The following is a 12,356-nucleotide window of genomic DNA, read 5'->3' on the forward strand; positions in this document are numbered from 1 at the left end:
GTGATCGACAATGTCCCTTCGCCCCGCCACCACGCTCTGGCCGCCCGTTTTACTGGGTAGCCAGTTTGTTTTTAACATTGGTTTTTACGCCGTCGTTCCCTTCCTGGCGATATTTCTGCGTGACGACATGCTGCTCTCCGGCGGGCTCATCGGGCTGATCCTGGGCCTGCGCACGTTCTCGCAGCAGGGGATGTTTATCGTTGGCGGTGCGCTCTCGGACCGATTTGGCGCGAAGGTCATCATCCTCAGCGGCTGTATAGTTCGTGTTTCAGGCTATCTGCTGCTGGCCTTCGGGGGATCGCTGTGGCCGATTATTTTGGGCGCGTGTTTGACGGGCGTCGGCGGCGCGCTATTTTCTCCCTCAATTGAGGCTCTGCTGGCGAAAGCGGGTACCCACAGCGAGGCGAAAGGGAAACGAAGCCGGGCGGAGTGGTTTGCGCTCTTTGCCGTCTGCGGGGAGCTCGGCGCGGTACTGGGCCCGGTTGCTGGCGCTCTGCTAACGGGGCTTGGCTTCCGCCAGGTAGCGCTGGCGGGGGCAGGCGTCTTTATCATTGCGCTAGTGGTGCTTTACTTCTGTCTGCCTGCTGCCGGGCAACGTTCACAGAAGATAAAAATAGTGCCCTGGTGGACGACGTTCCGCCAGCCGCGCTTTGTCGCCTTTATCATTGCCTACAGCTCCTGGCTGTTAAGCTATAACCAGCTCTATCTGNNATGCTGGCCTCCGTTCTGATCATTACCTTACAGCTTCCGCTGGCGCGTTTCGCCCGACGCGTGGGCGCGGTGAACATTCTTCCGGTGGGCTTTTTGCTGCTTTCCGCCGCCTTTGCGAGCGTGGCAATGTTTGCGGCAACAGAACCGCCTGAGGGCTGGCTGCGGCTTCTGCCCTCGGTCTCGTTTGTCACGCTGCTGACGCTGGGGCAGATGCTGCTGGTGCCGTCGGCAAAAGATCTCATTCCGCGGTTCGCCGATGAATCCACGCTGGGCGCGCACTATGGCGCACTCTCCACCGCCGGAGGCATTGCGGTACTGGCTGGAAACTTGTTATTTGGCAGCCTGCTGGATCGCGCACTGGTGCCTTCAACGCAGGCGATTTACCCGTGGCTGCTGCTGGCGCTCTTTCCACTCTGCAGCGCGCTGGCCCTGAACGTGATTTGCCGCCCGCTACGAAGCTGATCGGTTCACTTTTTCGGGCGATACTTCTCCGGCAGTTCCGGCACCGGACGACGGTCATCCATCAGATGGCGGACGGTCAGAATGGGGTGACGCCATAACATACGCGGGCCTGCCCAGCGCATAATCTGCTTCATCTCTTCACGTCTGGCAGGCTGGTAGCAGTGCACCGGGCATTGTTTACAGGCGGGCTTTTCTTCACCAAAAACGCACTTATCCAGGCGCTTATCAGCATACGCGTTGAGCGCCTGATAATGCCCCGCTTCCTGAGAAGCCTGTGGACACTGCTTTGCGTACAACGCGATCATTTTCGCGATGGTCTCTTTTTCACGTGATATGCGTTTACCGGTCATAGCGACTTACCAAATAATAAGATGCATCAATAATACACTTTAAAACTGTGGATTTCAGGTGTTGCATTCCGTTTTCTGAAGCCTGATTCCACTATTAACCCTGCACCTCCTGAAAATCACTGGTATTTTATACAGGCATCAGGAATGACCGTTGTCCGTATAGTCTGGAGACCCTATGAAAGAGATCGCGATCGGCAAACCCTACCGCCATTTAAAAGTGGGATATTTCAGAAAACGTCACGAGGATCGAAAAACGAAGATACCAAAGCGATACAGCGTGCATGCGGCGCTGAGCTTAAAAGGAGACTGGCTTGAAAAGGCGGGCTTTACCACCAACTCCCAGGTCAGGGTGGGCGTTGAGCATGGAAAAATCGTCATTGAGTTAATGTCTGAAGGCGCCTCGTAAAGCCGCCACATTTTTCTGCGCCGTACCTTTTTTTCATGCGACAATAGAACGAACAAACGGCCACTGAGCCGCTCAAAACGGTTTATTTTCAAAGAAATGGACATCATAACTCCATGAGCACAATCGACAATTTCGACGCACATACGCCGATGATGCAGCAGTACCTGAAGCTGAAGGCACAGCATCCGGAAATCCTGCTGTTTTACCGCATGGGCGATTTTTACGAGCTGTTTTATGACGATGCTAAACGTGCGTCGCAGTTGCTCGACATCTCGCTAACCAAACGTGGCGCATCCGCAGGCGAGCCCATCCCGATGGCCGGTATCCCGCACCACGCGGTTGAAAACTACTTGGCCAAGCTGGTGAATCAGGGTGAGTCCGTTGCCATCTGCGAACAAATCGGCGATCCGGCAACCTCGAAAGGCCCGGTTGAGCGCAAAGTCGTGCGCATCGTCACGCCAGGCACCATCAGTGATGAAGCCCTGCTTCAGGAGCGCCAGGATAACCTGCTGGCAGCGCTGTGGCAGGACGGCAAAGGGTTTGGCTACGCCACGCTGGACATCAGCTCCGGGCGTTTTCGCCTGAGTGAGCCGGCTGACCGCGAAACGATGGCTGCCGAACTGCAGCGCACCAACCCGGCAGAATTGCTCTACGCCGAAGACTTCGCCGAAATGGCGCTGATTGAAGGCCGTCGCGGATTGCGCCGTCGCCCGCTGTGGGAATTTGAAATTGATACCGCGCGCCAGCAGCTGAACCTGCAGTTCGGTACCCGCGATCTGATTGGCTTTGGCGTGGAAAATGCTCCGCGCGGGCTGTGTGCCGCTGGTTGCCTGCTGCAGTACGTGAAAGACACCCAGCGCACCGCCCTGCCGCATATCCGTTCTATCACCATGGAGCGCCAGCAGGACAGCATCATCATGGATGCCGCCACGCGCCGTAACCTGGAGATCACCCAGAACCTGGCAGGTGGCGTTGAAAACACGCTCGCGTCGGTGCTCGACAGCACGGTGACGCCAATGGGCAGCCGCATGCTGAAGCGCTGGCTGCATATGCCGATTCGCGATACCGATACGCTTGTCTGCCGTCAGCAGACCATTGCCGCCCTGCAGGATCGCTATACCGAGCTGCAGCCGGTCCTGCGCCAGGTGGGCGATCTGGAACGTATTCTTGCCCGTCTGGCATTGCGCACCGCGCGACCACGCGACCTCGCGCGGATGCGACATGCTTTCCAGCAGCTGCCGGAGCTGCGTGCGCAGCTGAGCGACGTTGACAGCGCGCCGGTACAGAAACTCCGTGAAACGATGGGCGAATTCACCGAGCTTCGCGAGCTGCTGGAGCGCGCCATTATTGATGCCCCTCCGGTTCTGGTGCGCGACGGCGGCGTGATTGCCCCAGGCTACAACGAGGAGCTGGATGAATGGCGCGCGCTGGCTGATGGTGCGACGGACTACCTGGATAAGCTGGAAATCCGCGAGCGCGAGCGTCTTGGGCTCGACACGCTGAAAGTGGGGTATAACGCGGTACACGGTTACTACATTCAGATCAGCCGCGGGCAAAGCCATCTGGCGCCGATTCACTACGTACGTCGTCAGACCTTAAAAAACGCCGAGCGTTACATCATTCCCGAGCTGAAAGAGTACGAGGACAAAGTACTCACCTCGAAAGGTAAAGCCCTGGCGCTGGAAAAACAGCTGTATGACGAGCTGTTTGACATGCTGATGCCACACCTGGCTGACCTGCAGCTCAGCGCCAGCGCGCTGGCGGAGCTGGACGTGCTGGTGAACCTGGCAGAACGGGCTGAAACGCTGAACTATACCTGCCCGACCTTTACCGACAAGCCCGGCATTCGCATTACGGAAGGCCGTCACCCGGTCGTTGAGCAGGTGCTGAACGAACCGTTCATCGCCAACCCGCTGAGCCTGTCGCCGCAGAGAAGAATGCTGATCATTACCGGCCCGAACATGGGCGGTAAGAGTACCTACATGCGCCAGACGGCGCTGATTGCTTTGCTCGCGTATATCGGCAGCTACGTCCCGGCGCAAAAAGTGGAGATTGGCCCCATCGATCGTATCTTCACCCGCGTTGGGGCAGCGGACGATCTGGCGAGCGGTCGCTCAACCTTCATGGTCGAGATGACCGAAACGGCTAATATTCTGCATAACGCGACGGAGCACAGCCTGGTGCTGATGGACGAAGTGGGACGCGGAACCTCAACCTATGACGGCCTGTCGCTGGCCTGGGCCTGTGCTGAAAGCCTCGCGAATAAAATCAAGGCCATGACGCTGTTCGCCACCCACTACTTCGAGCTGACGCAGCTGCCGGAGAAAATGGAAGGCGTGGCTAACGTTCATCTTGATGCGCTGGAGCACGGCGATACCATTGCCTTTATGCACACGGTGCAGGATGGCGCGGCGAGCAAGAGCTATGGCCTGGCCGTTGCGGCGCTGGCAGGTGTACCAAAAGAGGTGATCAAGCGCGCTCGCCAGAAGCTGCGTGAGCTGGAAAGCCTCTCGCCGAATGCGGCGGCGACGCAGATTGATGGCACCCAGATGTCGCTGTTGGCACCAGCTGAAGAAACGTCGCCTGCGGTGGAAGCGCTGGAGAACCTCGACCCGGATTCACTGACGCCGCGTCAGGCGCTGGAGTGGATTTATCGTTTGAAGAGTCTGGTTTAGTTTTCTGCGGTCTGTTTTGTCGGGTGGCGGCTTCGCCTTACCCGACCTACAAAACCTTTAGGCCCGGTAAGCGCAGCGCCACCGGGCTTATTTTTACAACAGCGGCGGGATCGTCGGCACCTGCGGTGCTTCATCAATATCCTTCTGCGTCATGCGGAACGCTTCCGGGTAATGCTCGCGGCTGGTACGACGCAGCGGTTCGGTATCGCGCCAGGTATAAAGACAATGCTGGCACTGGTAAACGGTCCAGACCCCTTTCACCGGTGACGTCGCCATCACTTCAATATGCTCATCGGCACAACGTGGACAAATCATCTTTTCCTCCTTATTGGCGTGCTGCCAGCATCGCGGTCAGTTTTTCAGCCCAGGCTTTAGTTTCAGGCAGATCCTGTACCGGCTGGCTGTAGTGGCCACGGGTGTCCGGTGCAACAGGCGTGGTGGCATCAATAATCAGTTTGTCGGTAATGCCCGCCGGGCTGGAGCCAGGGTCAAGTTCAAGCACTGACATGTTCGGCAGCTGCACCAGATCCCCTGCAGGATTGACCTTCGATGAGAGCGCCCACATCACCTGCGGGAGGTTGAACGGATCGACATCCTCATCCACCATAATCACCATCTTCACGTAGCCCAGACCGTGCGGCGTGGTCATGGCGCGTAAACCGACCGCGCGGGCAAAACCACCGTAGCGTTTTTTGGTGGAGATAATTGCCAGCAGACCGTGGGTGTACATCGCGTTCACCGCCTGCACTTCCGGGAATTCCGCCTTCAGCTGCTGGTAAAGCGGCACGCAGGTGGCTGGTCCCATCAGATAGTCAATCTCGGTCCACGGCATGCCGAGGTAAAGGGATTCGAAGATCGGTTTGGTGCGGTAAGAAACTTTGTCGATACGGACCACCGTCATATTACGGCCACCGGAATAGTGTCCGGTAAACTCGCCGAACGGCCCTTCGATTTCACGTTTGCGGCCTTCAATCACCCCTTCCAGGATCACTTCAGACCCCCACGGCACGTCGAAGCCGGTCAGCGGCGCGGTGGCAATCGGGTACGGGCTTTCGCGCAGCGCGCCGGCCATTTCATACTCAGACTGATCGTATTTCAGCGGCGTGGCGCCCATCAGGGTGATGATCGGGTCGTTGCCGAGAGTAATCGCGATCGGCAGATCTTGTCCGCGCTCTTCCGCTTTGTGCAGATGGAGGGCGATATCGTGCATCGGTACCGGCTGCAGGCCGAGCTTGCGCTTGCCCTTGACCTCCATGCGGTAGATCCCGACGTTCTGCTTGCCGAAATGGTCCGGGTCGAGCGGATCGCGCGAGACAACGCACGCTTTATCGAGATAAAAACCGCCGTCACCGTCGTTCAGGCGAAACAGCGGCAGGATATCGAACAGGTTAATGTCTTCACCGTCGACCGTATTTTGCGCCCAGGCCGGGTTAGCGCGGCGCTCCGGCGTAACGGGGAATTTATCCCAGCGGCGAATAAACTCGTCGATCTGATTTTTTACCGGGGTATACGCTGGCAGCCCCATCGATATGGCGTGGTTTTGCCACGAGCCGATGGTGTTCATCACCACGCGGGCATCGGTAAAGCCACGAATATTGTCGAACCACAGCGCGGGCGCGCCGTCGCCAATACGGCCTGTGGCGTTGGCTGCCGCCGCCAGATCCGGCTCCGCATTCACCTCTTCCTCAATTTTCAGCAGTTGCCCTTGCTCATCGAGCGCCTGCAGGAAGCTTCTCAAATCATCAAATGCCATCTTTGTTCTCCTGTGAAAAATGTTTCGCCTCCCGCAACCCGTTCCATCGGCGCGCCTTTTTGTGCTCCAGACCAAACTGGTCGAGCACACGGGTGACGATATGCTGGGTGATGTCATCGGCGGTTTGCGGGTGGTTGTAATACGCAGGCATGGGCGGCACCATCGCCACGCCCATGCGGGAAAGCGCCAGCATGTTCTCCAGATGAATGGTGCTGAGCGGCGTTTCGCGGGGAACGAGCACCAGCTTGCGGCCCTCTTTCAGCACCACATCTGCCGCACGGCCCACCAGCCCTTCGGCGTAGCCCGCGCGGATCCCCGCCAGCGTTTTCATGCTGCAGGGAATGACGATCATGCCGTCGGTGCGAAACGAGCCGGAGGAGATGGTGGCGGCCTGGTCAGCCGGGCTGTGAACAACGTCAGCCAGCGCAGCAACGTCCTGCACGCTGTAAGGCGTTTCCAGCTCAATGGTTGTTTTTGCCCACTTCGACATGACCAGATGGGTCTCTACCTCCGGCATTTCCCTCAGCGCCAGCAGCAGCGCCACGCCCAGCGGAGCCCCCGTTGCTCCTGTCATTCCCACGATCAATCTCATTCATCACCTCAATCAATTTGTTCGTGTACGAACATTTAAAGATAAACTACTCCCGGATCGCTCTACTGACAAGATCGTTCGCACACGATCACATTAATTGCTAAAAAATCCCGCGTTATCATCCCGGGCTTTAGCGGCTATCATAGGGGGTGATTTTTTCTGTCGGAGTGTTCATGGAACTAAGACAAGAGGCGTTCCACCTGTTACGTCAGCTTTTTCAACAGCATACAGCTAAGTGGCAACATTCCCTGCCGGAACTGACCAAGCCGCAGTATGCGGTTATGCGCTCCATTGCCGAGCACCCGGGCATTGAGCAGGTGGCATTGACCGAAGTGGCGGTCAGCACGAAGGCGACGCTGGCGGAGATGCTCAGCCGAATGGAGGCGCGCGGGCTGGTCAAACGCGAGCACGATCCCGCAGACAAGCGCCGCCGGTTTGTCTTCCTGACGCCGGAAGGCGAAGCCCTGCTTGCAGACTGCCAGCCGGTCGGCAACGAGGTGGATGAGGCGTTTTTAGGGCGTCTTAATAAGGCCGAACGGGAGCAGTTCTCTGCGCTCATCAAAAAGATGATGCACGATTAATTCACGCTGGCGCGCATAAAATCAATAAAGGTGCGCACTTTCGCAGGCACGTGCCGGGCATCCGGATAAACCGCGTGGATGCCCTGCCGCGCGAAGGTATATTCCGGTAAAACCGGGACCAGTTTTCCCGCATCAAGCGTATCGCGCACCAGCCATTCCGGCAGTAACGCCACGCCACTTCCCGCAAGCGCAAAAGCCATAAGCGCCTGCGCGCTGTCGGCAAACAGGCGCGGCGCTTTTTTTATCTCAAGCATTTCAGACGCACCGCTGGCATCTTTTACCTGCCAGCGCAGCGGCGACGCTAAGCGCTCGTGAATAATCCAGTCGGCTTGCGCCAGCTGCGCAAGCGATTCAACCGGATGATTCATCCGCCATTCCGGCGTCGCGACGGGCAGGATGGAAAAATGTGAAATCAATGCGGCGTGGTAGCGCGAGTCGGTAAGCGTTCCCAACCGAATAGCCACGTCAAAGCGCTCTGAGATCAGGTCGGCATGGAGTGAAGACGAAACATGACGCACGCGAAGCTCCGGGTGCAGCAGGCTAAACCTTGCCAGCAACGGTACCACGACCCGCGAACCATACTCAGGCGTGGTGGTGATCCGCAATTCCCCCGTGAGTCCTGCATGATTCGCGCGAACATCATCCTGCAGCCGTTCTGCGTCCTTCAGAAGCGCCACGCTGCGCTGATGAAAAAGCGCTCCCGCCTCGGTTAACGTCAGGCGGCGGGTGGAGCGCAGCAGCAGCGTCACCCCCAGCTCGGCTTCGAGCTGGCGAATATTGAAGCTGACCACGGCTTTTGTCAGGCCCAGCGCATCGGCTGCGGCAGTAAAGCTGCCGGTATCGGCCACCGCAACAAACATCTGCGTCCGCTGTAGGTTAATCATCATTACGCCTTTTACCGTCAAAATTTTTTTGACAGTATATCGCGCTTTGTCAGGTTTATCCGTGCTTCCGGGGTCGATACGATACGCCACCTCACGGGAGGATCCACCATGACGTATCGCAGCAAAGTCGCCGCTGTCTATCTGCTGGGCTTTTTTCTTGATTTGATCAACATGTTTATTGCCAGCGTCGCTTTTCCGGCGATGGCGCAAGCTCTTAACGCCACGCCTTCAGCGCTTGCCTGGGTCAGTAACGGGTACATTGCCGGCCTGACGCTGGCGATCCCGTTTAGCAGCATGCTCACGCGCCGCTTCGGACCAAAGCGGGTCATCCTGATCTCGCTTTTTCTGTTCAGCGCGGCTTCTGCTGCGGCAGGCTTGTCTGCAACGCTGGAAAGTCTGATCGCCTGGCGCGTGCTGCAGGGCGTGGGCGGTGGCTTACTGATCCCCGTCGGACAGGCGCTGACCTGGCAACTGTTTCAGCCTCACGAGCGAGCCAGACTCTCCTCGGCGGTCATGCTGGTCGCGCTGCTTGCTCCCGCCTGCTCCCCCGCTATCGGGGGCCTGCTGGTCCAGATGCTAAGCTGGCGGTGGATATTTTTCGCGACGCTTCCGGTGGCCATCGTGACCTTTTTGTTGGCCTGCCTGTGGCTTAAACATGAAATACCCGCGATGAAAGCGGCCAGGCTGCTCAACCTGCGGTTGCTCGCGGACCCGCTTTTGCGTTTTGCCATGCTTGTCTATGTATGCGTTCCTGGCGTATTTATCGGGGTGAACGTTACGGGCATGTTTTATCTTCAGCACGAGGCGAACATGAGCCCAGCCGCAACGGGTATGCTCATGCTGCCGTGGTCCGTGGCATCGTTTATCGCCATCACGGCGACGGGACGCTATTTTAATCGTATCGGCCCACAGCCGCTGATTGTTATCGGCTGCCTGCTGCAGGCGACGGGCATTCTGCTTTTGCTTAACGTCAGTTCGGCTACGCTGCTTCCTGTCGTTGCGTTTACGCTGATGGGCGCGGGGGGAAGCCTGTGCAGCAGTACCGCTCAGAGCAGCGCTTTTCTGACAACGCGCCGGGAAGAGATGCCGGATGCCAGCGCGCTGTGGAATCTCAATCGTCAGTTGAGCTTTTTTGCCGGAGCCCTGCTGCTGGCAGAGGTGCTGAGTCTGGCGCAGAGTTATCTGGCGCCGCTTGCCGCATGGCACGGAATGTTTCTTTTTGCCGCAGGCATGACCCTATTGCCTGTACTGTACGTTTTCCGACTTAACAATACGCAGGTGCTCGCCCAGCTGCGACAGGAGAATTCATGACGCCTTTTGAACACGACATTATCGACCTCCACATTGCGCTTGAAAACTGGTTAGGCAAAGGCGAAGGCGACTCCGACGCCCTGCTCGCCCGTTTCCGGCCAGATTTTCTGATGATCCCACCGGGTGGCGTTCATATCGACTATCACGGCCTTGTGGACTTTCTGCACAGTCAGCGAGGAAGCCGCCCCGGACTGAAGATCGTCATTGACGAATTATCCACGATCGAGCGCTGGGATCGTGGCGCGCTACTGCACTACCGGGAGACGCAAACCCGGCCGGACCTGCCCGTCAACGTGCGCTGGTCAACCGCGGTGCTTAATCAGGAAGGCGGCGGGATTACATGGCGTCTGCTGCACGAAACGGCCCAGCCGTAGCACAAAAGAAAAAGGCCCGTCTCACGACGGGCCTTTTTTGACGAAAGGATGCTTATTCGCGGAACAGCGCTTCGATATTCAGACCTTGCCCCTGCAGGATTTCACGCAGGCGGCGCAGACCTTCTACCTGAATCTGACGAACACGTTCACGGGTCAGGCCAATTTCGCGGCCGACGTCTTCCAGTGTCGCAGCTTCATACCCCAGTAAACCGAAACGACGTGCCAGCACTTCACGCTGTTTGGCGTTCAGTTCGAACAGCCATTTGACGATGCTCTGCTTCATGTCATCGTCCTGCGTGGTGTCTTCCGGGCCGTTGTCTTTTTCATCGGCCAGGATGTCCAGCAGCGCTTTTTCGGAATCGCCACCCAGCGGGGTGTCAACCGAGGTAATGCGCTCGTTGAGACGCAGCATACGGCTTACGTCATCAACCGGTTTGTCGAGTTGTTCGGCAATTTCTTCTGCGCTTGGCTCGTGGTCCAGTTTATGGGACAACTCGCGCGCGGTACGCAGATAGACGTTCAACTCTTTGACGATGTGAATCGGCAGTCGGATCGTACGGGTCTGGTTCATAATAGCCCGTTCGATGGTCTGACGAATCCACCAGGTCGCGTAGGTTGAGAAACGGAACCCGCGTTCCGGGTCAAACTTCTCAACTGCGCGGATGAGACCTAAGTTGCCCTCTTCAATCAGATCCAGCAGAGCCAGACCACGATTGCCGTAACGGCGGGCAATTTTCACGACCAGTCGCAGGTTACTTTCGATCATGCGACGACGCGAGGCAACATCACCACGCAAAGCACGACGTGCGAAATAGACTTCTTCTTCGGCCGTTAGCAGTGGAGAGTAACCAATCTCCCCAAGGTAAAGCTGAGTCGCGTCCAGTACACGCTGTGTGGCGCCCTGCGATAACAGCTCTTCTTCAGCCAAATCGTTATCACTGGGTTCCTCTTCTACTAAGGCTTTTTCGTCAAAAGCCTCTGCTCCGTTCTCATCAAATTCCGCGTCTTCATTTAAATCATGAACTTTCAGCGTATTCTGACTCATAAGGTGGCTCCTACCCGTGATCCCTGAACGAGACACCCTGGCTGGCATGCCCCGTCAATTTATCGCTGCGGCAAGTACTGCAGCGGGTTTACGGATTTCCCCTTGTAACGAATTTCAAAATGCAAGCGTGTAGAACTGGTTCCGGTGCTACCCATGGTAGCGATTTTTTGCCCCGCCTTAACTTCTTGTTGTTCCCGGACCAGCATTGTGTCGTTATGGGCGTAGGCACTCAGGTAATCATCGTTATGTTTGATGATAATCAGATTACCGTAACCGCGCAGCGCGTTACCGGCATACACAACGCGTCCGTCTGCGGTCGCGATGATAGCCTGTCCTTTACTGCCTGCGATATCGATCCCTTTGTTCCCACCCTCAGAGGTTGCGAAGTTCTCGATAATCTTGCCGTCGGTTGGCCAGCGCCATGCGGTGATGGACGAACTGGCATTCTGACTGCTTGCAGTCGGTTCAGTAGAGCTAACCACAGGTGCCGTGGTCGGTGCTGTGACAACAGTCGCAGTCCCTTTATTATTCGGCAACATTTTGTTAGCAGTCTGATCACCTGAATCCTCAGAATACGTAATTACAGGTTGTGAAGCAACCACCGTGGTGGATTTTTGTGCAGGCTTAACGCTGTTATTTTGAGCCGTCACATCGGCCGCTGAAACCGTATTGCCAGGCGTCAGTGGCGTACCCGTTGCGTTGCCCACCTGGAGCGTTTGGCCAACTTCCAGAGCATACGGGGCCTGGACGTTATTGCGCTGCGCGAGGTCACGGAAATCGTTCCCGGTGATCCAGGCAATGTAGAACAGCGTATCGCCGCGCTTCACGGTATAGGTGCTGCCGCCGGTATAGCTGCCTTTCGGAATGTTCCCATACTGACGGTTATAGACTATGCGGCCATTTTGGGTCTGAACAGGCTGTTCAACTGGCTGAATCTGCGTTGGCTGTGTAACAGGATGTTGCACAGGCTGAATTTGTGGTGTTTGCTGCGGCGCAGCAGTACCCATTTTAGGCGGAGGCGTGATTAACATTCCGCTGGACGTGTTACCGGAGCCGCTGTTTCCCCCGACGGAACTGACGGGCGCAGGCGCGTTATTGGAACTTGTACAGCCTGCCAGCCAGAGCGAAACCAGTGATAATGCCGCAACACGGCTGATGGTGAATTTAGGGCTTCCCGCGCTCATTTATCCCCCAGGAATGTGTTAACTACCA

At 57.1% G+C, this 12,356-nt stretch carries 12 protein-coding genes and 1 pseudogene; 6 read left to right on the top strand and 7 right to left on the bottom strand.

Going from position 1 to position 12,356, the window contains the following annotated elements; all coding sequences use genetic code 11:
* The first annotated feature begins 10 nt into the window (after nucleotides 1–10).
* Nucleotides 11–1,173, top strand: a pseudogene (locus IM295_RS01635) (MFS transporter).
* Between the two features lie 5 nt (nucleotides 1,174–1,178).
* Here IM295_RS01635 and IM295_RS01640 read toward each other — a convergent pair.
* Nucleotides 1,179–1,523, bottom strand: coding sequence for a nitrous oxide-stimulated promoter family protein (locus IM295_RS01640; RefSeq protein ID WP_047364429.1), 345 nt, complete (start codon nucleotides 1,521–1,523; stop codon nucleotides 1,179–1,181).
* Between the two features lie 175 nt (nucleotides 1,524–1,698).
* Between IM295_RS01640 and IM295_RS01645 the strand changes: the two genes are divergently transcribed.
* Nucleotides 1,699–1,929, top strand: coding sequence for a SymE family type I addiction module toxin (locus tag IM295_RS01645; protein ID WP_041908449.1), 231 nt, complete (start codon nucleotides 1,699–1,701; stop codon nucleotides 1,927–1,929).
* A 113-nt stretch (nucleotides 1,930–2,042) separates the two neighbouring features.
* A complete protein-coding gene (gene mutS / locus IM295_RS01650) occupies nucleotides 2,043–4,604 on the top strand; it encodes a DNA mismatch repair protein MutS (RefSeq protein ID WP_045261242.1) in 2,562 nt (853 codons plus the stop codon).
* A 93-nt stretch (nucleotides 4,605–4,697) separates the two neighbouring features.
* On the opposite strand, the gene IM295_RS01655 is transcribed toward mutS, so the two are convergent.
* From IM295_RS01655 to IM295_RS01665, 3 genes are read right to left on the bottom strand one after another with little or no spacing between them, the layout of a single operon-like run.
* Nucleotides 4,698–4,919, bottom strand: coding sequence for a non-oxidative hydroxyarylic acid decarboxylases subunit D (locus IM295_RS01655; protein WP_003862116.1), 222 nt, complete (start codon nucleotides 4,917–4,919; stop codon nucleotides 4,698–4,700).
* Between the two features lie 10 nt (nucleotides 4,920–4,929).
* A complete protein-coding gene (locus tag IM295_RS01660; RefSeq protein ID WP_193066132.1) occupies nucleotides 4,930–6,357 on the bottom strand; it encodes a non-oxidative hydroxyarylic acid decarboxylases subunit C in 1,428 nt (475 codons plus the stop codon).
* On the bottom strand, nucleotides 6,347–6,949 hold the full coding sequence (locus IM295_RS01665) for a non-oxidative hydroxyarylic acid decarboxylases subunit B (protein ID WP_028014231.1): 603 nt from the start codon (nucleotides 6,947–6,949) through the stop codon (nucleotides 6,347–6,349). Before IM295_RS01665 ends, IM295_RS01660 begins: the two co-directional genes overlap by 11 nt.
* Before the next feature lie 173 nt (nucleotides 6,950–7,122).
* On the opposite strand from IM295_RS01665, the gene IM295_RS01670 reads away from it, so the two are divergent.
* Nucleotides 7,123–7,530 (top strand): MarR family winged helix-turn-helix transcriptional regulator, encoded by a 408-nt coding sequence (locus tag IM295_RS01670; protein ID WP_028014232.1) that lies wholly within the window; start codon nucleotides 7,123–7,125, stop codon nucleotides 7,528–7,530.
* Here IM295_RS01670 and IM295_RS01675 read toward each other — a convergent pair.
* Nucleotides 7,527–8,414 (bottom strand): LysR family transcriptional regulator, encoded by an 888-nt coding sequence (locus tag IM295_RS01675; RefSeq protein ID WP_193050618.1) that lies wholly within the window; start codon nucleotides 8,412–8,414, stop codon nucleotides 7,527–7,529. The two genes, IM295_RS01670 and IM295_RS01675, sit on opposite strands and share 4 nt — an antisense overlap.
* Before the next feature lie 108 nt (nucleotides 8,415–8,522).
* On the opposite strand from IM295_RS01675, the gene IM295_RS01680 reads away from it, so the two are divergent.
* Both IM295_RS01680 and IM295_RS01685 read left to right on the top strand, forming a co-directional pair.
* Nucleotides 8,523–9,725, top strand: a complete 1,203-nt coding sequence (locus IM295_RS01680) for an MFS transporter (RefSeq protein WP_193050570.1) — start codon at nucleotides 8,523–8,525, stop codon at nucleotides 9,723–9,725.
* A complete protein-coding gene (locus tag IM295_RS01685) occupies nucleotides 9,722–10,099 on the top strand; it encodes a DUF4440 domain-containing protein (protein ID WP_041908440.1) in 378 nt (125 codons plus the stop codon). The genes IM295_RS01680 and IM295_RS01685 overlap by 4 nt, the downstream gene beginning before the upstream one ends.
* A gap of 52 nt (nucleotides 10,100–10,151) precedes the next feature.
* Here the strand turns inward: IM295_RS01685 and rpoS are convergent, their stop codons facing one another.
* Both rpoS and nlpD read right to left on the bottom strand, forming a co-directional pair.
* Nucleotides 10,152–11,144, bottom strand: a complete 993-nt coding sequence (rpoS, locus tag IM295_RS01690; protein WP_013098493.1) for an RNA polymerase sigma factor RpoS — start codon at nucleotides 11,142–11,144, stop codon at nucleotides 10,152–10,154.
* Nucleotides 11,145–11,203: 59 nt separating this feature from the next.
* Nucleotides 11,204–12,328, bottom strand: a complete 1,125-nt coding sequence (nlpD, locus tag IM295_RS01695; protein WP_041908436.1) for a murein hydrolase activator NlpD — start codon at nucleotides 12,326–12,328, stop codon at nucleotides 11,204–11,206.
* Nucleotides 12,329–12,356 lie beyond the last annotated feature (28 nt).

It is taken from the genome of Enterobacter cloacae complex sp. P14RS (assembly GCF_014895895.1).
In the GTDB taxonomy this organism is placed as follows: Bacteria; Pseudomonadota; Gammaproteobacteria; order Enterobacterales; family Enterobacteriaceae; genus Enterobacter; species Enterobacter bugandensis.